The sequence below is a fragment of the Solibacillus sp. iso_87 genome (assembly GCF_056173085.1).
This window is the reverse complement of sequence record NZ_CM149656.1, coordinates 2,477,412-2,499,191: the sequence shown is the minus strand read 5'-3', so window position 1 is coordinate 2,499,191 and position 21,780 is coordinate 2,477,412. Positions and strand designations below refer to the sequence as shown.

Sequence of the window (21,780 nt, the reverse complement as noted above, 5' to 3'; positions counted from 1 at the left end):
TTTGTTATAATTTAAGTTAGTTAGAACTATATAGGAAGGACTTTGCCTATGTGCGAATTTGACAATCTAAGTGTAAGTGATGAAGGAATGTACAATTGGTTATGTCAGATGGCCCGGCAGATTGATGCGGCAGTAGCAATTATTAACCCGAATAATGGTTATACAATAGACTTTGTAAACCAGATCTTTATTCAAACAACAGGATACGATGAAGATGATGTGATCGGGTCAACACTGTCATTACTACAAGGGCCTCTTACTGACATATTAAATGAGAATTCGATTCAGGAAAGTATTGAAAATGGACTTACTTTTAAAACATCGTCCTTTCATTACCGAAATGATGGCTATGCATTTTGGAACGAAGTCAGGCATTTACCAGTATTCAATCAGCAAGGAGTACTCCAATATTGTGTCATCATAATGAAAGATGTAACAGACTCCATGAACATCGAGTCGTTAATTGAGCTGGAACGTGAAGTCTACTTTAGCCTGGAAACAGGGCATCCGCTTGAAAATGTATTACGCAATATTTGCAGATCGGTTGAAGTAACATTCGGGAAGAAATGCCACTGCTCCATCGTACTAGTTGATGAAAATGACCGGATGATTAATATTTACGGTGAAATGTGGAAAGATCTGAAGAAGCTTGATGAAAAAGTATTGTTATTGGATATCGGAGACAAAAGAAAAATCAATAAACCGCTCATCATTAAAGATTTAAGGCAGTCAGATTATCATGAAGCATATCGGCCAATTATTGAAAAATACCGTTTAGTTTCAATGTGGAGGCAGCCGATTTTAAATTCAGAAGAAAAAACAATCGGCTTATTTACAATGTACTTTGAGCAAAGGGCAGAACCAAAAACGATTGAAATAAAATTTATGAATCGAATTGCACCGATCGTTACACTCGCATTAAAGTATTTTGATCAGAAAACTGCAATTCACCGTCTTGCTTTTCAGGATGTTGCATCCGGATTAAATAATTATGAGCGCTTTAAAATCATTTTAAGTGATTTTGCTGCTGAACAGTCGAACGGGCATTTATATATTATTGAGCCGGGAGAATATCAAAATATTATTGATTTGTATGGCCGCCAAGGCGGTGATGAAGTACTGCGTCAGCTTGCAAATCGAATTCAGAATATCTCGACATTCGAAGACTCGATCATTGCAAGATACACACACTCAGCGATTATTGTTGCGACACGGCTGTCATTAAGGGAATTGAATATTCCGCCTTTTGAAGCTGATCAGGTTTTATCTGAGCCGTATTATATTGATGGAAAAGAAGTGTATTTAACATTAAAAATAGGAACTTCATCTTTTAGTTCCATTATCAACTACATAGAAGCAGTCCGCCAGGCGGATAATGCGTTATCAAGTGCCCTTAAAGTAACGGGCACTGTTATTAAGAATTTTAATATGGGTTTAATTGAGTCTGTCGAACAAGAGATGAATGTACTGGCTCATTTTACGCGAGGTTTAAAAAATAGTGAATTTTTCCCGATGCTTCAGCCGAAAGTAAACTTGATGACTGGGGAAATCGAAAGTTTTGAGGCACTGGCACGCTGGAATTCGGCGGATTTAGGTTTTGTCTCTCCAACGTTATTTATTCCGGTTGCAGAAAATACCGGCAATATTTATAAAGTTGATCTCGAAATTTTTAAAAAGGTGCTTCAATGGCAAAAACAACGTCACGATGCAGGATTAAAATTGTATCAAGTATCAATTAATATTTCACCGAGTCATTTTTATAATCCGGCATTTGTGGAAAGTTCCATTGCCCTTATAGAAAGTTATAAAATAGATCCGAAATTTATAAAATTTGAAATAACCGAAAGTGTCGAACTGGAAGATGTCTTAAGGGCCAAAAAAATAATCGATGAGCTGCAACAGCTTGGTATTGAAACCTCAATTGATGATTTTGGTGTTGGTTATTCATCACTTAGTTATTTGCAGGAACTGCCGTTTAATGAAATTAAAATCGATAAAAGTTTTGTCGATGATTTAGCGAATCCGCGGATGAATGCCGTCATAAAAACCATTATTCAGCTTTCTGATAACTTGAACATGGTGTCGGTAGCAGAAGGAATCGAAACAGAAGAACAGCATCTTGAGCTGAAGCGATTAGGATGTCAGGTCGGGCAAGGGTATTATTATTATAAACCAATGCCGATTAAACAAATTAATCAACTACTGGATAACGAAATAAAAATTTCTTTCAGCAAATGAAACTCTCAGTGAAATAAAAATATGGGCTAAACAACAAAGCACTATGTAGGCCATATCCCGCTTACGGGTACAACAGCACTGAGCAACATTTGAGCGAAGCAATAGGAAAAGCGCTACTACAATAAAGGATTGTGGTAGTTTTTCTTTTCTAAAAACTCATTTCACCCTTTAGGCACCTGCCGCATACAATAAGTCGAGCAGTTGAAGAAAGGAGAGATGTTCGGTGAAGCGTTTACGTCAAATTGTGACGAAAGCAGTTATTGCGAAAGGGAAGAAGCGTACCGAATGTGTAGAAACGCTCTGTCCACCGAATGCGCCAACGAGCATATTAGGTTGCTGGGTAATTAATCATCAATACCAAGCGAAACGTAATGGTAAATTTGTTGAGGTGACAGGGAAGTTTGATGTGAATGTTTGGTATGCATATAACAATCATTCAAAAACGGCAGTGCATACAGAGACAATTTCCTATAAGGATCGTGTCAAACTGTCATTCCGTGATGGAGAAGAAGTTGATTCAAATGATGTAAAAGTCCGTGTATTACAAGCGCCGAATTGTATTGAGGCAATTATTACAAAGCAAGGCGACAAAATTCAAGTGACGGTTGAGCGCGAATTTTTAGTGGAAATTATTGGGGAAACGACAATTGTCATTAATGTACACCCACTGGATTTTGAAGATGAATGGTCGTTTGAAGAAAGTTCACAACAACCATCCAGCAGTTCTTCATCCTCATCCTCGTCGTCATCATCGTCCGACTCTGGCGGAAAAGATTTTGGCAAAGATTATGATTCCTCTTCATTTTCGTAAAACGTCTATCTTCTGACAGCAAATGTTTAGTCGTGAAAAAATTGTATAACTCTATCGAAAACAGATGGGAATTGTTTGAAGATTACTTTCAGACAATTCCTTTTCTTTGTGTTTGCAAGGCAAAATGCGAGTCAAATGGTATAATACTTGTACAAGTTTTAGCAAGTGAGGGAAATAAACATGACTACATATACACCGATGATGCAACAATATTTGCTCGTAAAGCAAGATTACAAAGATGCTTTTTTATTTTACCGTTTAGGCGATTTTTATGAGCTGTTTTTTGATGATGCCATTAAAGCATCACAGCTGCTGGAAATTACATTAACAGCGCGTGCCGGCAATACCGATAATCCGATTCCGATGTGCGGGGTACCGCATCACTCCGCGCAGGGTTATATCGAAACACTTGTCGCAAAAGGTTTTAAAGTGGCAGTATGTGAACAGACGGAAGATCCAAAGCATGCAAAAGGTGTTGTGAAACGTGAAGTCGTACAAGTAATTACACCTGGAACGATTACAGAGGGGAAAGCGCTTGACGGAAAATCGAATCATTTTATTGCTGCGGCTGAAAGTAATGAAGATGATGAAATCGTATTTGCCTATTTGGACGTTTCAACAGGCGAAGCAAACTGCTCGTTAATTGAAGGAAGTGCAAAACAATTAATTCAGCAAGTACAAGCATATGCGATAAAAGAACTTATTGTGACGGAACAGCTACAGTTACTGCTTGCCGATTATGCGGAAGCAGGAGGTATCGTCCTGTCACTTGAAACAGAAGAAATGGATCCGGTAAAGGCAGATCCGTATGTTGCACATTTGCCGGTTCAGCTGCAAGGTGTGGCAAAGCGACTACTACAATATGTGGAACGTACACAAATGCGTTCATTATCGCATATTCAGCCGTTTGCCTATTCTGAAGCTGATAATTTCCTTCGCATCGATACAAATTCCAAACGTAATTTGGAGTTGATCCAATCGATACGCGGCGGGGATTCGAAAGGTACATTGCTGTGGCTTTTGGATGAAACGGTAACAGCTATGGGAGGCCGAAAACTGAAACAGTGGATGCACCAGCCGCTCGCAAAGAAAAATGCGATTGAAGCAAGACAGGCGATTGTTACGGAATTACTGGAAGATTTCTTCTTGCGCGACGAATTAACGACACTGCTGAAAAATGTATATGATTTAGAGCGTCTGGCAGGGCGTGTAGCATTTGGTTCCGTTGGGGGACGCGATCTGGCACAGCTTCGCGAATCATTACGACAAGTACCCGAGATTCAGCAAAAGCTTGTTAACAGCAGGTTGGAAAATTGTATGGCGCTTGGTCAAAAGCTGGACGTTTGTGCCGATATTGAACAATTGCTGGCAGAAGCGATTACCGACCATCCGCCAATTTCGATCAAAGAAGGCGATGTCATTCGCGATGGCTACAATGCACAGCTGGATGAATATCGTGATGCATCCCGAAACGGGAAAGACTGGATTGCCCAGCTTGAGCAGAAAGAACGTGAACTGACAGGAATTAAAAATTTAAAAATAGGCTATAACCGCGTGTTTGGTTACTATATCGAAATTACAAAATCCCATTTGAATAATACGGACCTGGCACGCTTTGAACGTAAACAAACTTTGGCGAATGCCGAGCGTTTTATTACAGAAGAATTAAAAGAAAAAGAAGCACTGATCTTGAATGCTGAAGAGCAGAGCCTTGCATTGGAATATGATTTATTTGTAGCATTGCGTGAACAGTTAAAAGGATATATACCTCGTGTCCAGGCATTGGCTGCCGAAATCAGTGAGCTTGATGTTCTGATGAGCTTTGCGACTGTAACGGATAAATATCGTTTTACAAAGCCGGTATTCCATGAAGGACGTGCTTTGAAAATTATTGAAGGAAGACACCCGGTCGTTGAAAAAATGCTCAATAAACAAAGCTATGTCCCGAATGATTGTGTGCTGACAGATGATAAAAATATGATGCTGATTACCGGTCCGAACATGTCGGGTAAAAGTACGTATATGCGCCAAGTTGCACTAATTGTCGTTTTGGCGCAAATGGGATGCTATGTACCGGCAGAGGAAGCGATCCTACCGATTACCGACCAGATTTTCACGCGAATCGGTGCAGCCGATGATTTAGCGGCAGGTCAATCCACATTTATGGTGGAAATGCTTGAATCACAGCATGCCATTACACATGCAACTAAAAACAGTTTGCTGTTATTTGATGAAATCGGACGCGGTACTTCAACATATGACGGGATGAGTCTTGCACAGGCAATGATGGAATATATTCATGATGAAATCGGAGCAAACACATTATTTTCAACCCACTATCATGAACTGACCGATTTGGAAAACGAGCTGGCACGACTGCAAAATGTCCATGTCAGTGCAACCGAGCAAGACGGCCGAGTTGTATTTTTGCATAAAGTGAAAAAGGGTGCCGCAGATAAAAGTTACGGTGTTCATGTGGCGGAGCTTGCGGAAATGCCGGAAATGATTTTACAGCGTGCCCGTATTTTGCTGGAGCAGTTTGAATCAACGAATACCGAAAAGCCACAAGCTATTTCTGAACAAGAACAACCACAAAATCCGCAATTAGCAGAACAGGTGGCGGAGAACGATTTGCAGCTTTCATTGTTTTCAATAGAGGAAGAACCATCAATCGCACCGGAACAACAAGAAGTGCTCGATGCATTGAAAAAACTGAATGTGATGGGTACAACACCGATGCAGGCGATGACATTATTGCATGAACTGCAGCAAAAATTATTAGGCAATCAATAAAGGAGGGAACGGTTTTGGGGAAAATTCAAATAATGGATGAGTGGCTATCGAATAAAATTGCAGCCGGTGAAGTAGTCGAACGCCCTTCATCTGTTGTAAAAGAACTAGTAGAAAATGCAATCGATGCGGGCAGTACGTCAATCGAAATTTTCCTGGAAGAAGCTGGCCTTCAGTCGATACAAGTCATTGATAACGGAAGTGGTATGGACGAGGAAGACGCGCTTAAATCCTTTTCGCGCCATGCCACATCAAAAATAGAAAAAGAACAGGATCTGTTCCGCATTCGGACACTTGGTTTCCGTGGTGAAGCATTGGCATCGATTGCTTCGGTTTCAAAGTTAACATTACGCACATCGGACGGGAATGGAGGTGTGCATTTGTATATGGAAGGCGGTCATTTGAAGGAGCATCAACCGACCGCATCGCGCAGAGGGACAGATATTACGGTTGCACAGCTGTTCTTTAATACACCGGCACGCCTGAAATATTTAAAAACGATTCAGACTGAGCTTGGGCATACGATCGATTTTGTTAACCGGATTGCACTTGGCTATTCAACGATTGCGGTTAAACTTGTGCACAATGGGCAAACATTATTGCAAACGAACGGGCGCGGCCAAGTTCAGCAAGTATTGGCAGCCATTTACGGTGCACATAATGCGAAGAAAATGCTGCCGTTTGAAGGTCAAAATCAAGATTATAAAATTCATGGTTTTGCAAGTTTGCCTGAGGTGACACGTGCTTCAAAAAACTATATGTCACTTTTCGTCAATGGACGCTGGGTCAAACATTTCGTGATTCAGAAGGCGATTACAGATGCATACCATACGTATTTACCGATAGAGCGTTTTCCGATTGTACTTTTGTATGTTGAGGGTGATCCGCAATTAACCGATGTCAATGTCCATCCGGCTAAGCATCAAGTACGCTTAAGTAAAGAACCGGAACTGTTAAAGCTTATTGAAGATACAATCCGTGCTGCGATTCGGGATGTAATCCGCATTCCGCTCGCTGAAAAAAAGGAGAAGCCAATTCGAACGCCGACTGAACAGATGAATATTTGGAACCCTGCAGCGGCATCTTCAACACAGCCTACTTTCAATGAAGAAAAGTTATCGACAATCGTTGAGCGATTATCAAGTGAAGCTTCTGTTGTTAAAGAGCCGTATGCGCCGGTTCCGACTAAGCAACAACCGGTCGTGCATACAGCTTTAACTGTGCCAGAAAGCAGTGAACAGCCTAATCGGTCCGATTTCGATGAACTTCCAACTGTTGAAGAAGACACCTTTCTGGAAGAGTCACCAATGGAAGAAGCCGGATCAAAAAGGCATTTCCCGCAAGTTGAAATTGTCGGTCAGATTCACGGGACGTATATTGTAGCCCAAATGGAAGACGGATTTTATTTAATTGACCAACATGCAGCACAGGAACGGATCAAATATGAATATTTCCGTGATAAAGTCGGAGAAGTGAATGCAAACGAACGTCAGACACTCCTCATGCCATTAACATTCCATTATGCGGCAGATGAGGCATTGCGTCTAATAGAATCGAAGGAGGCACTTGAAGAAGTAGGGGTTTTCTTGGAAGAATTCGGACTTTCTTCATTTGTTGTACGGGAATACCCGACTTGGTTCCCGAAAGGCGAGGAACACGAAATTATCGAAGAATTGATCGAACAAGTGTTAAGTGCGCGGAAAACGGATATAAAAAAATTACGTGAAGATGCGGCAATTATGATGAGCTGCAAAAAGTCGATTAAAGCGAATCATTATTTAAATAAAGAACAGATGGAAAGACTGATCAATGATCTACGAAATGCTGACAATCCGTTTACATGTCCGCATGGGCGACCTGTATTAATTCATTTTACTTCATATGAAGTGGAAAAAATGTTTAAACGTGTGATGTAATTCATAAACGAGGGGATGGTTTTATGGAGCAACGGTCATTTTTTGTCACAGTGTCAGACGGGCATGATATTTTCGTCCGTACTTATGCACCGAGTAAAGAGCGTATTGGACATATTCATATTTTACATGGGATGTCGGAACATAGTGGGCGTTATGAAAATTTCGCGGAAAAGCTATGTGATGAAGGGTATTTTGTAACAGCTCATGATCATCGAGGGCATGGTTTTACAGCGCAAAAAAACGGCATGTTTGGCTATTTCGGTCCTGAAAATGGTTTTGAACTTGTTGTTGATGATGTTGTAGAAGTGCTCTCCTTTTTAAAGAAAGAAACAACGGAACGGCCTATATTATTCGGTCACAGTATGGGCTCCTTTATAGCACGCCACTTTATTCAACAGTATAGCGATAAAATTGAACGGCTGATTTTATCGGGGACGGGATCCCCGACATTGCTTCATAAGGCAGGGCATATTATCGCGAAGCAGCTGGTAAACATGCAAGGGGCACAAATTCAGAGTGATCTCATGAATGATCTTAGTTATAGCAGTTTTAACCGAAAAATTAAGGATCCGAAAACAAATTTTGACTGGCTTACTACCGATGAAGAAGAAGTACAAAAATATATCGATGATCCATTTTGCGGTGTGATCCCAACGAATCAATTTTTCGTTGATCTAACGGGAGGCATGCTTAAAATGGAAGATGAACATGCAAATGCGCGCATCCGCTCTGATTTAAAAATACTCGTTGTAAACGGGACATATGATCCGATTGCCGGGCCTGAAGCAGAAGGAGCGCTTCGAGTAGGAAAGCTGCTTGCACGTGCCGGTGTAGAACATGTGAAGGTTCATATATTTGAAGGGATGCGCCATGAAATTCTAAATGAAAAAAAGAAAGAACAAGTAAGAGAAATAATTGTACGGTGGTTAAAAGATGAATAATAAAATCGATGTCGTGGCCATTATCGGTCCTACTGCATCCGGAAAAACAGCGCTAAGTATTCGCTTGGCAAAAGAGATTGACGGCGAAATAATAAACGGAGATTCCATGCAGATCTATCGTCATATGGATATTGGAACGGCCAAAATTACAGAAGTCGAAATGGAAGGTGTTCCGCATCACTTGCTCGATATTAAAGAACCGACGGAAGGGTTTTCGGTTGCAGAATATCAGCAGCTTGTTCGCGGAAAAATTGAAGAGATCCAAGCCCGAGGTAAAATGCCGATTATAGTTGGGGGAACGGGGCTATATGTACAATCTGTCCTGTATGATTTTCAATTTGCAAAACAGGAAGTTGATGAAGCAGCACGCGAAAACTATTATAAAGAACTTGAAGTACTTGGCCCTGAAGCGATGCATGCTAAACTTTTGCAAATGGACCCGGCAGCTGCAGCATCTATCCATCCAAATAATACAAGACGTGTTATACGGGCACTGGAAATGGCAGAACTTGCAGGAGTTTCTAGAGCGGAAGAGCAATTCAATCGAGGGGACATACCGTTATATAACCATTTAATCATCGGGATGGATATGGACCGTGAAAAGTTATATGAAAGAATTAACTTACGTGTGGATCTAATGATGGAAGCAGGTCTTGTTGAAGAAGTTCGGGCGCTATATGATGCGGGGATACGTGATGTCCAGGCGATTAAAGCTATCGGCTATAAAGAATTGTATGCTCATTTTGATGGACTTGTTTCACTTGATGAAGCAGTTGGACAGATTAAACAAAATTCCAGACGCTATGCGAAACGCCAGCTTACCTATTTCCGAAACAAAATGGATATTGCGTGGATCGGTAATGATTGGAGTAAAATAAAAAGTTTATTTGAAAATTATTAAAATTAAAGGGAAATTTTGTCCGCATAACGAATAGGTAACTATTGCATGTATTTTATGGTAAGGGAGATTGAACGACGATGAAATCGATTAATTTGCAAGATACTTTTTTAAACAATTTACGTAAAAATAATGTTTTTGTAACAGTATTTTTGTTAAACGGCTTCCAATTAAAAGGACTTATAAAATCATATGATAATTTTACCGTACTATTGGAATCGGAAGGAAAACAGCAGCTGATTTACAAGCATGCAATTTCTACTTTTGTACCGTCCAAAAATGTAGCTTTATCGGAAGAAGAGTAACAACACAGCCAAACTTGTAGCGAATTTTGGTCTGATTGATTATAATTACTAAGATGCTATAAGTATTGGAGGATTTTTGATGAAAACGATGGCAACAGATGAACTGATCAACTTACTCGATGCAAATGAAGATTTAAATGTAATCGATGTTCGTGAAGATTTTGAAGTGGAACACGGAATGATTCCAGGTGCTGTACATATTCCACTTGGCTCAATCCCTGAACGTACTAATGAACTAGACAATTCAAAATCCTATATCGTCGTATGTAAAGGCGGCGTACGCAGTGCGAATGCATGCGAATATCTGGCAGAGCAAGGTTTTGATGTAACGAATTTAGATGGCGGAATGATGGCCTATGATGGAGAATTAGAATTTAAATAATTTCCAAGAGAAAGGGAGTGTCGATTGATTCGACACTCCCTAAATTTATGCTACTTTGTATAATGAATTTTTTTCGATGGCAGGCTCCAGCCTTTTGTATATGAACATATGCGCAGGAAGGTAATGATAACAAATAATAAGTATAAGAACAGATCGCCCGCAAAAATTTCAAGGCCGATTAAAAATCCTGCACTGGCTGCCCAAACTCCATAAATTTCATGCCGTAATATAATAGGTCTTCTACCGGCAAGCAAGTCGCGAATAATCCCTCCTCCGGCACCTGTCAACACGGCCGCAACAATGACTGCTACAATCGGTAAATCCTGATGGACCGCATGCATTGCTCCTTGAATGGCAAAGGCGGATAAGCCGATTGCATCGGTCACATTTCCCCAGCGATTCCAATGTTTAATTAAATGATGCGGAATTAAAAAGAAAATCGTAATTGCTAAAAGAGCAATTTGAAACAAAAACTCCTGGTTCCATAATGTCGATACAGGAAGGCCAATCAAAATATTCCGAATGGCACCACCACCAAAAGCTGTTACAATCCCTAATATGTATACCCCAAATAAATCATACTCTTCTTCCATTGCCACAATGGCCCCGGAAACGGCAAAGGCAATCGTTCCAATCAAACTAAATACTTCCCAAGCCATACACATCTCTCCCTTAATGTCCTTTCGACCATGACAATAGCAGTTTTTCAAACATTCGTCAAAACTATTTTTTTTCATGTATAATGGATACAGTTTGAACAGAATGGAGTAGTAAAAATGGCATTTCAATCAATATTAACTGCTGAAACATTAACGCTTGCAGCAAAAGTGGAAGAAAAAGTCCGCACTTATCATCAGGAAGTGGATGAACGTGCGTTTTATAATCAGCAAAAGGTGCTGGCAGCTTTTCGAGAAAATCAAGTAAGTGACTTTCATCTGCATCCTTCAACAGGGTATGGCTATGATGATGAAGGCCGTGATAATTTAGAGCGTGTATATGCGCAAACTTTCGGGGCAGAGGCAGCTATCGTACGTCCTCAAATCATCTCAGGTACACATGCAATCACATTAAGTTTATTCGGTGTTTTACGTCCTGATGATGAATTGGTCTATATTACAGGCAAACCATATGACACACTTCAGTCAATCGTTGACGGGGGCGAAAAAGATACAGGTTCCTTAAAGGACTATAAAATCGGCTATTCCCATGTAGGTTTAATCGATAATAAGGAAATTGATTGGAAAGGTGTAAAGCAGGCAGTAAATGAAAATACGAAAATGATTGCGATTCAGCGGTCAAAAGGCTATGCGACGCGCCCGTCATTTACGGTTGAGCAAATTGCTGAAATGGTTGTAAAAATACGGGCAATCGCACCGGACGCCGTTATTTTTGTCGATAACTGCTACGGTGAATTTGTAGAGTTGCTTGAGCCGACAGAAGTTGGTGTTGACTTAATGGCCGGTTCATTAATCAAAAATCCGGGTGGGGGCTTTGCTAAAATTGGGGGATATATTGCAGGTCGCGCAGATTTAGTGGAAAAATGTGCATATCGAATGACGTCACCGGGAATCGGTGCAGAGGCAGGAGCTTCGTTAAATACGTTAGCAGATTTTTACCAGGGCTTCTTCATGGCACCACATATCGTTGCGCAAAGTTTAAAAGGTGCAATCTTTACATCTGCAATGCTTGAAGAAATCGGTATGACAACATCTCCGCATTACACGGATGTTCGTACGGATCTCATTCAATCAGTCTCATTCCAAACAGCTGAACAAATGGTAGCTTTCTGTCGTGAAATTCAAGCTGCTTCACCTATCAACGCTCACTTTGCGCCGGAACCAGCCTATATGCCTGGCTATGAGGATGATGTCATTATGGCGGCAGGTACGTTTGTCCAAGGATCAAGTATTGAATTAACAGCAGACGGTCCGATTCGTCCTCCATTTACCGCATTTATCCAAGGTGGGTTAACATATGAACATGTAAAATATGCCATTTGTTCCGCTATCCAAAAATTAAAATAATATTTAGGGATCGTCCATTTATTGGGCGATTCTTATTGTGTATAAAATTCGCTTTATTCTGTCAACTATTTGCTCATTTACAAGAGGTATGTTAGTTTTTCTGACATACATTTGACATTGTAAATAACAAGTCGTAATATAACGATAAGGGAGGTGAATTAAATGAGTAGTGAAATTCGACGTTCAATGCCACTATTATCGATAAGTATCGTCATGCAATTAACGGATCTGACAGCAAGACAAATCCGTTATTATGAAGAGCATGATTTAATTCAGCCACACCGGACAGAAGGAAATCGACGCATGTTTTCTTTAAATGATGTCGATACTTTACTGGAAATCAAAGATATGCTTGAACAGGGCATTAATATGGCAGGGATCAAAAAAGTATTTGCATTGAAAAATGACCCTGAAGCCCAGAAAGCGAGCAAAGAAATTTCCGATTCGGATTTACGTAAAATTTTACGTGAAGAAATGCGTCAAGCACAACGTATGCAAAAAACATCGATTCGCCAAGGGGATTTATCGCGCTTTTACCAATAGCGCGTAAATTATAAAAGATCGAGTAAAATCGGTACTGAACAAATTTAGGAGTGTGGAATTTAGTGGGCAAATATACAAAAGGCGATATTAAACGTCTAGTAGAAGAACAACAAGTAAAATTCATTCGTTTACAGTTTACAGATATTTTAGGAACAATTAAAAACGTAGAAATTCCTGTAAGCCAACTAGATAAAGCATTGGACAATAAAATGATGTTTGATGGTTCATCAATCGAAGGTTTTGTACGAATTGAAGAATCAGATATGTACTTATATCCGGATTATGACTCATTCATGATTTTCCCATGGACAGCTGAAAAAGGGAAAGTAGCACGTTTCATCTGTGATATTTACAATCCAAACGGCACACCATTTGCAGGCGATCCACGTAACAACTTGAAACGTGTATTAAAGGAAATGGAAGAGCTAGGATTCACAGATTTCAACTTAGGGCCAGAACCGGAGTTTTTCTTATTTAAACTGGATGCAAAAGGCGAGCCAAGCTTAGAAGTAAATGACCACGGCGGATATTTCGACTTGGCACCGACAGATTTAGGTGAAAACTGCCGTCGCGATATCGTATTAGAACTAGAAGAAATGGGCTTTGAAATTGAAGCATCTCACCATGAGGTTGCACCGGGACAACATGAAATTGACTTTAAATATGCGGATGCTATTACAGCTTGCGACAATATCCAAACATTTAAATTAGTTGTTAAAACAATTGCACGCAAACACGGCTTACACGCAACATTCATGCCAAAACCTTTATTCGGTGAAGCCGGTTCAGGAATGCACTTCAACGTTTCATTATTTAAAGGAAAAGAAAATGCATTTTATGATGAGTCTACTGAGTTAGGTCTTTCTGAAACAGCGATGCAATTCATGGCAGGTGTACTTGACCATGTTCAAGGCTTTACTGCAATTACAAATCCGACTGTAAACTCTTATAAACGTTTAGTACCAGGTTATGAAGCACCATGTTATGTAGCATGGTCTGCACAAAACCGTTCACCATTAATCCGTATTCCTTCTTCTCGTGGAGTTTCAACACGTGTAGAAGTTCGTTCGGTAGACCCATCAGCAAATCCATATTTGGCGATGGCAGTAATCTTAGAGGCTGGTCTGGAAGGGATTCGCAAAAAATCAACGCCACCACCAGCAATTAACCGCAACATTTATGTAATGAGCGAAGAAGAGCGCAAAGCAAACGGCATCGATAACTTGCCTGCAGCTTTAGACGACGCTTTAAACTTACTTGCAAAAGATGAAGTTATTCAACGAGCATTAGGCAACCATATCTATGCTAACTTTAAAGAAGCAAAAGAAATCGAGTTCGATATGTACCGTTCAACTGTCCATCAGTGGGAACGCGACCAATATATGAAAATGTACTAAGAGAAAGCGCTGGGGTGAAAACTCCGGCTCTTTTTTGTGTATATATACATATTATTTAAAATTATAACCAATATAATTGATAACAAAAAACCGGCAATAAAAATTGCCGGTTCAATATTTTTATTTATTGCCGTTTTGGAATTTGTTTTTACCAAATTGACCTGATGCTTGTTGTTTTTTAGCTTCGGCTTGCTGGTTTTGTTGTTTCACTTGGTTAACATCTGTTTCCATGCCAAACTCAGCGCTCATTGAAGAAAGCTTCTTCTGTAAACCGCTGTTTGCGAACAAACCGGAAGACTGTTGCTTTTTAGCTTCAGCTTGCTGATTTTGCTGTTTTACTTGATTAACATCTGTTTCCATGCCAAATTCGGCATTCATGGAAGAAAAGTTTTTCTGTAAACCGCTATTCGCAAACGATCCAGAAGCTTGTTGTTTTTTGGCTTCAGCTTGCTGGTTTTGTCGCTTCACTTGGTTTACGTTAGTTTCCATACCGAATTCAGCATTCAAGGAACTTGATTGCTTTTGTAAACCACTGTTTGCAAACAAACCGGAAGATTGCTGCTTTTTAGCTTCAGCTTTTTGGTTTTGCTGCTTTACTTGATTAACGTCCGTTTCCATACCGAATTCGACGTTTTTATTATTGATGTTGTTTTTATTTTTTGACATCAATATCACCTCCTGAGATTATTCTGTTCAGAGGTTGTTTTATTATTCGGTTAAATAAATTGCCAATTTTTTATTAAATTTCAAAGTGCGGGTAACAATAAAAGGACAATGAAGCTTGAGTGTTTGTCGCCGTATATTTGCCGTAACTGTTTAAAATGAAAATTATAACTAGTAAGCCGATTATTGGAAAGAATGCTAGTTATGACGGGCGATTAAATCATATAATAGTAAGAGACAAATAATTTTAATAATATAGAAGGAGGAAATTATGAAACTCGATACAATGATGCAAGAATTAGAAGCACTTGGAAAAGAACGGACAAAAAAGATTTATATGTCCAATGGGGCAAAGGAGCCGGTGTTCGGTGTAACGATTGGCTCGATGAAACCGTTCGTAAAACAAATAAAAATAGATCAGGAACTGGCTGAACAGCTCTATGCTACAGGCAACTATGATGCTATGTATTTTGCAGGAATTATTGCGGATCCGAAAGCAATGACCGAGGAAGATTATGACCGCTGGATCGAGCAAGCCTATTTCTATATGATTTCCGATTATGTTGTTGCGGTGACATTGTCGGAATCCGATATTGCGCAAGAAGTAAGCGATAAATGGATTGCCAGTAGTGAGGACCTGAAAATGTCGGCAGGGTGGCATTGTTACTGCTGGCTTCTCGGAAATCGTAGAGATGAGGAATTTTCAAAGGAAAAGTTAATGGATATGCTTGAGTATGTAAAACAAAATATTCGTCAAGCACCGCAGCGTACACAAGTGGCTATGAACAATTTTGTTATGACAGTCGGTGTTTCATTTAAACCTTTACATGATGAGGCAGTGCAAATTGCTAATGAAATCGGACCAATTGAAACGAAACGGGAAGGAAAAAAACCGGGTCTGCTTCATGCTTATGCGGAAATTGAAAAACAGGTGGAAAAAGGGCGAATCGGTTTTAAACGTAAATATGTACGTTGTTAATTGTAAAGATTTATACCTTGTTTTTTCACAATATAATTGTATAAACTAAAATTAGGAAATTTCAAGGAGGCTTATTACATGAAAAAAAGTATTGCTATCGATATGGACCAGGTGCTAGCTGACTTTTATTCGAAATTACGTGTTACATATAACGAGAATTTCGGAACAAATTATACAGATGAAGAGTTTCTTCTGACGACACAGCGTGATTTGCCTCGAGAAGATGCGAAAAAATTATTTGCTTTATTAAATGAGCCAGACTATTTCAGAGATTTAAAAGTACTGGATGAAGATGCAATAGAAGTCATTCAAGAACTGCAGGAGCATTATGAAATTTTTATTGCGACAGCTGCAATGGATGTACCGGGATCATTTACAGCAAAATACGATTGGTTGATGGAGCATTTACCCTTTATTAAAACACAGAACATTGTGTTTTGCGGAAATAAAGCGGTAATACATACCGATTATTTAATTGATGACAGCCCACGCCAACTCGCAGCATTTAAAGGAACAGGCATATTGTATTCGATGCCGTACAATCGGTCAGAAGAAGGTTTCATGCGTGTTCATAACTGGAAAGAAATTAAACGGTATTTTATAAAACAAATGGAAACGGTTTAAGGATTAAAGGGTTGCGATTATGCAATCCTTTTTATTTTTGTAGTCATTTAGTGTAACGAAATAGTATAATTTAAATTATTGGAATTATCTATAAATAATAAGGGGATAAAAAGAATGAAACCGATTATTGGATTTACAATGTATGATTTTGACAAGAAATTGGATATTAACAACGCATACTTAACTTCGATTGAACAAGCGGGAGGTATTCCAATCTGTATACCCAATGCTACAGAAGAAAACGTAGATGCATTATTAAATCTAATTGATGGCCTCGTATTAATTGGTGGAGCGGATATAGATCCATTGTTGTTTAATGAAGAACCGCACCGTCATATCGGAAGTGTTGTACGAAAACGTGATGACAGCGATCTTTTATTAGTGAATGAAGCCTATAAAAGACAAATGCCTGTTCTCGGTATTTGCCGCGGACAACAGATTATGAATGTCGCATTTGGGGGAACGATCATTCAGGATATACCCTCACAAGTAGAAAATACAATTTTACATAAACAACCTTCAAAGCGTGGGGAATTGGCACATACCGTTGAAGTAAAGACACCTAAATTTAAAGAGATTTTTAAAGATGACTCATTCCGTGTAAATACATTTCATCATCAATCGGTTGGAAAGCTCGGAGAAGGGCTCGTAGTTTCGGCTATTGCTAAGGACGGCATTATTGAAGGGATTGAACATGAATCGCATCCATATTGTGTCGCGGTGCAATGGCATCCGGAAGAATTGGCTCCGAACGGGGATGTTTATGCACAGCGCTTATTTAATAGTTTTGTAGAAGCATGCAATAAATAATGAAAGGCTCAGTCGTTCACGGCTGGGCTTTTTATTTTGAAAATAAAAAACTTGCCGATTCTATTAGAATGGCAAGCTTATGATTAATGGATATTTCGATAGAGGCCGACTACTTTACCTAAGATAGAAACTTGGTCGACAATGATTGGCTCCATCGAGCTATTCTCAGGCTGTAGACGGAAATGAGTTTTTTCTTTGTAAAAGCGCTTGACAGTCGCTTCATCGTCTTCCGTCATTGCTACGACAATCTCTCCATTGTTCGCAGTAGACGTTTTTTTAACGATAACATAATCCCCATTTAAAATACCGGCTTCAATCATGGATTCTCCCATAATTTCAAGCATAAACAATTCCTCTTCCGGTGAACCGTAAGCATCCGGCAACGGGAAATATTCCTGAATATCCTCGATTGCTGAAATAGGCAGACCAGCTGTAACTTTACCGATCAACGGAACATGAATGACACCTTGTTTCGCGATGTTCATCTCTTCCTGGTCCAATATTTCAATGGCACGCGGCTTTGTAGGATCACGGCGGATAAGCCCTTTACTTTCTAAACGAGCTAAATGCCCGTGGACAGTTGAACTGGAAGCTAAACCAACCGCTTCTCCAATTTCGCGAACTGATGGCGGATAGCCTTTAGCACGAACTTCCTCTTTTATAAAAGTTAGAATAGCTTGCTGCCGCTTTGAAATTTTTTGTGTCAACTAACTCACCTCTTTATCATGCTATTTTTCTTAAAGTAAGTATAGCAGTATGCGAACATGAATGCAAACATAAGTTCGAAAAAAACGGTTGACAAAAACATATGTTCGTATTATTATGAGAACAAATATTCCGAACATACATTCGAAAGAGGGTTTTTCTAATGAAAAGAATTAAATTAAATGGCTTCACATCAATGTTTCTACTATTTTCTGTACTTATGATTGCTTTATTCATGATGCAGGACGATAATATTGAATTATACGAACACGTAAGCATAGAGCATGGCGATACTTTATGGTCGTTGGCAGAACAATATGGTGGTAAAATGGCTAAGCATGATTGGATCAATGAAGTAAAAAAGGAAAACGGAATGCTGGATGAAAAAGTTGTTTTAGGACAAGTATTGGTTGTACCTGTAGAAAAAGATTCACAATACATTGCCCAGCTGAATGAATCCTCCGATATGCAATCGATTAAAGTAGCGAGAGGGAACAATGATAAAAACTAAAGCAGTAATTTATTGCCGTGTCAGTACGGATAAAAATACACAAGAAACATCACTAGCCCGTCAGCAGGAGGAGCTGATAAAATACGCAAAATCATTCGGCTATAAAGATGTGGAGATTTTCATGGATCAGCATAGTGGATATGATGTTGATCGAGACGGATTGCTCGACATGCTTGACTGTATGAAAGAGTGCGGCATAAAAGCATTATTTGTACAGGATGAGACCCGTTTAGGGCGAGGGAATGCCCGGATGGCAGTGCTTCACCTACTGCAAAAATATGAAGCGACAGTATATACATTGAATGATGCAGGTCCTGTCGTATTAAATGAAATGGATACAATGCTGCTAGAAATTTTGGCGATTGTGGAAGAGTATCAGCGTCGTATGCATAATGCAAAAATCCGCCGGGGAATGCGCCGTGCTGTAGAAAATGGATACCAGCCGCAAAATAATTTAAAAAACCGTGGCAATATTGAAGGGCGTGAACGAAAAGAAGTGCCTGTCGAAGAAATTGTTCAGCTTCGCCAGAAAGGTTTAACATTTGCGGAAATTGCTACGACTATGTCGGGCTTGGGCATTTCTATCAGTAAAGCGACCGTACATAGAAGGTATATTGAATATATGGAGCGACTTGAAGAGTAAACACTTGTTTTCAAGTCGTTTTTTTTATACCTTTGTAGTAGGTAGGAAGAAAGGTGAGATTCAAATGTTATCAAAAGAAAAATTAGCTCGTATTAATGAGCTTTCTAAATTAGCGAGAGAAGGTAAATTGACGGAAGAGCAGGCGAAGGAACGTACAGCACTGCGCAAAGAATATTTAGATACTTTCCGTACTACAATGCGCGATACAATCGAGCATGTGAAAGTAATTGATGAAGAAGGCAATGATGTGACACCTGAAAAATTAAAACAAATTAAATCACAGAAGAAATTCTTAAACTAACAACTTTTCATTAATATGTCACATTTCATATAAAGTATGACATATTTTATGGGACGTTTTTAGAAATTATTGTTTTCTTGTGAAAATTTGTCTACACTATAAAATGTATAAATATCGTACGAGGAAAGGATGTCACATAATGACACAACAGATGGATCAGTTAGCAATTAACGCAATCCGTACACTATCAATCGACGCAATTGAAAAAGCAAATTCAGGTCACCCGGGTTTACCAATGGGTGCTGCACCTATGGCCTATACATTGTGGACGAAGCATTTACGCCATAACCCACAAAATCCTAATTGGTATAATCGTGACCGTTTTGTATTATCAGCTGGACATGGTTCCATGCTTTTATATAGTTTATTGCATCTAGGTGGCTACGGATTAGAGATGGAAGAGATCAAAAACTTCCGTCAATGGAATTCAAAAACACCGGGACATCCTGAATATGGTCATACAGTTGGTGTAGAAGCGACAACTGGTCCATTAGGACAAGGTATTGCAATGTCAGTAGGTATGGCTATGGCTGAACGTCACTTGGCAGCAACATACAACAAGCCAGGTAAAGACATTGTAGACCACTATACATTTGCACTATGCGGTGACGGAGATTTAATGGAAGGTGTTGCTGCAGAAGCGATTTCTCTTGCAGGTCACTTAAAACTGGATAAATTAATTGTCCTATATGATTCAAATGACATTTCACTTGATGGTGATTTAGAAAAGTCATTCTCGGAAAACATCCAAAAACGTTTTGAATCATACGGCTGGAACTATTTAAAAGTTGCAGACGGTACAGATATCGTGGAAATTAATTCAGCTATTGAAAAAGCGAAACAAAATACTGGCGGCCCAACTGTAATCGAAGTGAAAACTGTTATCGGTTTTGGTTCTCCTAACAAATCCGGTAAAGCAGATTCACATGGTGCTCCTTTAGGACTTGATGAAGTTACTTTAACAAAAGCTGCATACGCTTGGGAACATGAGCCATTCTTCATTCCAACTGAAGTATATGATACATTTAAAGCTGCAAGTGAAGTACAAGGTGTACAAGCAGAAACAGCATGGAATGAATTATTCGAAAGCTACAAAAACGAATATCCAGAACTGGCTGCACAGTTTGTAAACGCAATGGAAAACAAATTACCAGAGAACTTTGCATCTGAATTACCTGTATATGAAGCAGGTACTGCAGTAGCTACTCGTTCATCATCTGGTGATGCAATCAATGCAATTGCTAAAACTACTCCATCATTCTTCGGAGGTTCTGCTGACTTAGCAGGCTCAAACAAAACAACAATTAAAGGCGCTGGCGATTTCTTTGCTGAAACTCCGGAAGGCCGTAATATTTGGTTTGGTGTTCGTGAATTTGCTATGGGTGCTGCGCTGAACGGTATGGCATTACATGGAGGCTTAAACGTATTTGGCGGTACTTTCTTTGTATTCTCCGACTATGTACGCCCAGCAATTCGTTTATCTGCATTAATGGGATTACCTGTAACATACGTGTTTACACATGACTCAATTGCAGTAGGGGAAGATGGTCCTACACATGAGCCAGTCGAGCATTTAGCATCATTACGTGCAATGCCGAATCTTTCAGTGATCCGTCCTGCAGATGCAAATGAATCTGTAGCTGCATGGAAATTAGCTGTTGAGAGCAAATCAACGCCAACTGTATTAGTATTATCTCGTCAAAACTTGCCGGTATTGGATGTTGCAACAGAGACAGTATACGAAGGTGTTGAAAAAGGCGCATATGTTGTTTCAGCTTCAGCTAAAGAAACTCCGGATGCACTGTTAATTGCAACTGGTTCTGAAGTTGGCTTGGCGGTAGAAGCGAAAAAAGCATTGCTTGCAGAAGGAATTGACGCATCTGTTGTATCAATGCCATCAATGGACCGCTTTGAAAAACAGTCGAAGGAATACAAAGAATCTGTATTACCAAAAGCTGTGACGAAGCGTTTAGCAATTGAGATGGGTGCATCACTTGGCTGGCATAAATATGTTGGCTTTGAAGGCGATGTATTGGCAATCGATAAATTTGGTGCATCGGCTCCAGAGAAAATTGTGTTAAAAGAATACGGCTTCACAGTAGAAAATGTAGTTGCGAAAGTAAAAGCACTTTAATTCGAAGCTCAAAATGTCACTTGTCTACTATGGCAAGTGGCATTTTTTCATTTCTAAATCAATCGGAAGCCTGGCTAATTGTTTAGACGATAAGAAAAAAGCTTTGGCAAAAAGAGCAAATTCAGATACAATATGCCCATACAAATAATTGGATAACGTGCGATT

Annotated in this window: 21 protein-coding genes; 18 read left to right on the top strand and 3 right to left on the bottom strand. The window is 39.5% G+C overall.

What is annotated here, in order from left to right:
* Window positions 1-48: 48 nt before the first annotated feature.
* The 8 genes from AC0VXV_RS12710 to AC0VXV_RS12675 all read left to right on the top strand — a co-directional run bounded on the left by AC0VXV_RS12710 (window position 49) and on the right by AC0VXV_RS12675 (window position 10,281).
* Complete coding sequence (locus AC0VXV_RS12710) at window positions 49-2,238, top strand: sensor domain-containing phosphodiesterase (RefSeq protein ID WP_475528542.1); 2,190 nt, start codon at window positions 49-51, stop codon at window positions 2,236-2,238.
* 223 nt (window positions 2,239-2,461) lie between these two features.
* Window positions 2,462-3,049, top strand: coding sequence for an outer spore coat protein CotE (cotE, locus tag AC0VXV_RS12705; RefSeq protein ID WP_475528541.1), 588 nt, complete (start codon window positions 2,462-2,464; stop codon window positions 3,047-3,049).
* A 180-nt stretch (window positions 3,050-3,229) separates the two neighbouring features.
* Window positions 3,230-5,842, top strand: a complete 2,613-nt coding sequence (gene mutS / locus AC0VXV_RS12700; RefSeq protein WP_475528540.1) for a DNA mismatch repair protein MutS — start codon at window positions 3,230-3,232, stop codon at window positions 5,840-5,842.
* 14 nt (window positions 5,843-5,856) lie between these two features.
* Window positions 5,857-7,755, top strand: a complete 1,899-nt coding sequence (mutL, locus tag AC0VXV_RS12695; protein ID WP_475528539.1) for a DNA mismatch repair endonuclease MutL — start codon at window positions 5,857-5,859, stop codon at window positions 7,753-7,755.
* Between the two features lie 23 nt (window positions 7,756-7,778).
* Window positions 7,779-8,696 carry an alpha/beta fold hydrolase gene (locus AC0VXV_RS12690; protein WP_475528538.1) on the top strand — a complete coding sequence of 306 codons (918 nt, stop codon included), beginning with the start codon at window positions 7,779-7,781 and terminating at the stop codon, window positions 8,694-8,696.
* Window positions 8,689-9,597 carry a tRNA (adenosine(37)-N6)-dimethylallyltransferase MiaA gene (gene miaA / locus AC0VXV_RS12685; protein ID WP_475528537.1) on the top strand — a complete coding sequence of 303 codons (909 nt, stop codon included), beginning with the start codon at window positions 8,689-8,691 and terminating at the stop codon, window positions 9,595-9,597. Before AC0VXV_RS12690 ends, miaA begins: the two co-directional genes overlap by 8 nt.
* Window positions 9,598-9,674: 77 nt before the next feature.
* Window positions 9,675-9,899 (top strand): RNA chaperone Hfq, encoded by a 225-nt coding sequence (gene hfq / locus AC0VXV_RS12680; RefSeq protein ID WP_079527893.1) that lies wholly within the window; start codon window positions 9,675-9,677, stop codon window positions 9,897-9,899.
* A 79-nt stretch (window positions 9,900-9,978) separates the two neighbouring features.
* Window positions 9,979-10,281, top strand: a complete 303-nt coding sequence (locus tag AC0VXV_RS12675; RefSeq protein WP_475528535.1) for a rhodanese-like domain-containing protein — start codon at window positions 9,979-9,981, stop codon at window positions 10,279-10,281.
* A gap of 50 nt (window positions 10,282-10,331) precedes the next feature.
* Here AC0VXV_RS12675 and AC0VXV_RS12670 read toward each other — a convergent pair whose 3' ends face one another.
* Entirely contained in the window at window positions 10,332-10,940 is a 609-nt protein-coding gene (locus tag AC0VXV_RS12670; RefSeq protein ID WP_475528534.1) for a trimeric intracellular cation channel family protein, read from the bottom strand.
* Between the two features lie 117 nt (window positions 10,941-11,057).
* Between AC0VXV_RS12670 and AC0VXV_RS12665 the strand changes: the two genes are divergently transcribed.
* From AC0VXV_RS12665 to glnA, 3 genes are all read left to right on the top strand, one after another.
* Window positions 11,058-12,305, top strand: coding sequence for a methionine gamma-lyase family protein (locus tag AC0VXV_RS12665; protein ID WP_475528532.1), 1,248 nt, complete (start codon window positions 11,058-11,060; stop codon window positions 12,303-12,305).
* Between the two features lie 162 nt (window positions 12,306-12,467).
* Complete coding sequence (locus AC0VXV_RS12660; protein ID WP_079527887.1) at window positions 12,468-12,848, top strand: MerR family transcriptional regulator; 381 nt, start codon at window positions 12,468-12,470, stop codon at window positions 12,846-12,848.
* Between the two features lie 62 nt (window positions 12,849-12,910).
* Window positions 12,911-14,245: a type I glutamate--ammonia ligase gene (gene glnA, locus AC0VXV_RS12655; RefSeq protein WP_475528531.1), complete on the top strand. Its 1,335-nt coding sequence runs from the start codon at window positions 12,911-12,913 to the stop codon at window positions 14,243-14,245.
* Between the two features lie 120 nt (window positions 14,246-14,365).
* Here glnA and AC0VXV_RS12650 read toward each other — a convergent pair whose 3' ends face one another.
* Window positions 14,366-14,911 (bottom strand): gamma-type small acid-soluble spore protein, encoded by a 546-nt coding sequence (locus tag AC0VXV_RS12650; RefSeq protein ID WP_475528529.1) that lies wholly within the window; start codon window positions 14,909-14,911, stop codon window positions 14,366-14,368.
* 268 nt (window positions 14,912-15,179) lie between these two features.
* On the opposite strand from AC0VXV_RS12650, the gene AC0VXV_RS12645 reads away from it, so the two are divergent.
* The 3 genes from AC0VXV_RS12645 (at window position 15,180) to AC0VXV_RS12635 (ending at window position 17,321) form a co-directional block, all read left to right on the top strand.
* Entirely contained in the window at window positions 15,180-15,887 is a 708-nt protein-coding gene (locus tag AC0VXV_RS12645) for a DNA alkylation repair protein (RefSeq protein ID WP_475528528.1), read from the top strand.
* Window positions 15,888-15,965: 78 nt separating this feature from the next.
* Window positions 15,966-16,511, top strand: coding sequence for a 5' nucleotidase, NT5C type (locus AC0VXV_RS12640; RefSeq protein WP_475528527.1), 546 nt, complete (start codon window positions 15,966-15,968; stop codon window positions 16,509-16,511).
* A gap of 114 nt (window positions 16,512-16,625) precedes the next feature.
* Window positions 16,626-17,321, top strand: coding sequence for a gamma-glutamyl-gamma-aminobutyrate hydrolase family protein (locus AC0VXV_RS12635; protein ID WP_475528525.1), 696 nt, complete (start codon window positions 16,626-16,628; stop codon window positions 17,319-17,321).
* Window positions 17,322-17,404: 83 nt separating this feature from the next.
* Here the strand turns inward: AC0VXV_RS12635 and lexA are convergent, their stop codons facing one another.
* Window positions 17,405-18,028 carry a transcriptional repressor LexA gene (gene lexA / locus AC0VXV_RS12630; RefSeq protein ID WP_475528523.1) on the bottom strand — a complete coding sequence of 208 codons (624 nt, stop codon included), beginning with the start codon at window positions 18,026-18,028 and terminating at the stop codon, window positions 17,405-17,407.
* A gap of 161 nt (window positions 18,029-18,189) precedes the next feature.
* Between lexA and yneA the strand changes: the two genes are divergently transcribed.
* From yneA to tkt, 4 genes are all read left to right on the top strand, one after another.
* Window positions 18,190-18,537: a cell division suppressor protein YneA gene (yneA, locus tag AC0VXV_RS12625; RefSeq protein WP_475528521.1), complete on the top strand. Its 348-nt coding sequence runs from the start codon at window positions 18,190-18,192 to the stop codon at window positions 18,535-18,537.
* On the top strand, window positions 18,524-19,180 hold the full coding sequence (locus AC0VXV_RS12620) for a YneB family resolvase-like protein (protein WP_475528520.1): 657 nt from the start codon (window positions 18,524-18,526) through the stop codon (window positions 19,178-19,180). Before yneA ends, AC0VXV_RS12620 begins: the two co-directional genes overlap by 14 nt.
* A 64-nt stretch (window positions 19,181-19,244) precedes the next feature.
* Complete coding sequence (locus tag AC0VXV_RS12615; protein ID WP_079527868.1) at window positions 19,245-19,481, top strand: DUF896 domain-containing protein; 237 nt, start codon at window positions 19,245-19,247, stop codon at window positions 19,479-19,481.
* 139 nt (window positions 19,482-19,620) lie between these two features.
* Window positions 19,621-21,615 (top strand): transketolase, encoded by a 1,995-nt coding sequence (tkt, locus tag AC0VXV_RS12610; protein ID WP_475528518.1) that lies wholly within the window; start codon window positions 19,621-19,623, stop codon window positions 21,613-21,615.
* Window positions 21,616-21,780 lie beyond the last annotated feature (165 nt).

What these genes read in the sequence shown, in the direction of transcription:
- AC0VXV_RS12710 (WP_475528542.1), top strand. Translation starts at nt 49, where the DNA reads ATGTGCGAATTTGACAATCTAAGTGTAAGTGATGAAGGAATGTACAAT.
- mutS (WP_475528540.1), top strand. Translation starts at nt 3,230, where the DNA reads ATGACTACATATACACCGATGATGCAACAATATTTGCTCGTAAAGCAA.
- AC0VXV_RS12690 (WP_475528538.1), top strand. Translation starts at nt 7,779, where the DNA reads ATGGAGCAACGGTCATTTTTTGTCACAGTGTCAGACGGGCATGATATT.
- miaA (WP_475528537.1), top strand. Translation starts at nt 8,689, where the DNA reads ATGAATAATAAAATCGATGTCGTGGCCATTATCGGTCCTACTGCATCC.
- hfq (WP_079527893.1), top strand. Translation starts at nt 9,675, where the DNA reads ATGAAATCGATTAATTTGCAAGATACTTTTTTAAACAATTTACGTAAA.
- AC0VXV_RS12675 (WP_475528535.1), top strand. Translation starts at nt 9,979, where the DNA reads ATGAAAACGATGGCAACAGATGAACTGATCAACTTACTCGATGCAAAT.
- AC0VXV_RS12670 (WP_475528534.1), bottom strand. Translation starts at nt 10,940, where the DNA reads ATGGCTTGGGAAGTATTTAGTTTGATTGGAACGATTGCCTTTGCCGTT.
- AC0VXV_RS12665 (WP_475528532.1), top strand. Translation starts at nt 11,058, where the DNA reads ATGGCATTTCAATCAATATTAACTGCTGAAACATTAACGCTTGCAGCA.
- AC0VXV_RS12660 (WP_079527887.1), top strand. Translation starts at nt 12,468, where the DNA reads ATGAGTAGTGAAATTCGACGTTCAATGCCACTATTATCGATAAGTATC.
- AC0VXV_RS12650 (WP_475528529.1), bottom strand. Translation starts at nt 14,911, where the DNA reads ATGTCAAAAAATAAAAACAACATCAATAATAAAAACGTCGAATTCGGT.
- AC0VXV_RS12645 (WP_475528528.1), top strand. Translation starts at nt 15,180, where the DNA reads ATGAAACTCGATACAATGATGCAAGAATTAGAAGCACTTGGAAAAGAA.
- AC0VXV_RS12640 (WP_475528527.1), top strand. Translation starts at nt 15,966, where the DNA reads ATGAAAAAAAGTATTGCTATCGATATGGACCAGGTGCTAGCTGACTTT.
- AC0VXV_RS12635 (WP_475528525.1), top strand. Translation starts at nt 16,626, where the DNA reads ATGAAACCGATTATTGGATTTACAATGTATGATTTTGACAAGAAATTG.
- yneA (WP_475528521.1), top strand. Translation starts at nt 18,190, where the DNA reads ATGAAAAGAATTAAATTAAATGGCTTCACATCAATGTTTCTACTATTT.
- AC0VXV_RS12620 (WP_475528520.1), top strand. Translation starts at nt 18,524, where the DNA reads ATGATAAAAACTAAAGCAGTAATTTATTGCCGTGTCAGTACGGATAAA.
- AC0VXV_RS12615 (WP_079527868.1), top strand. Translation starts at nt 19,245, where the DNA reads ATGTTATCAAAAGAAAAATTAGCTCGTATTAATGAGCTTTCTAAATTA.
- tkt (WP_475528518.1), top strand. Translation starts at nt 19,621, where the DNA reads ATGACACAACAGATGGATCAGTTAGCAATTAACGCAATCCGTACACTA.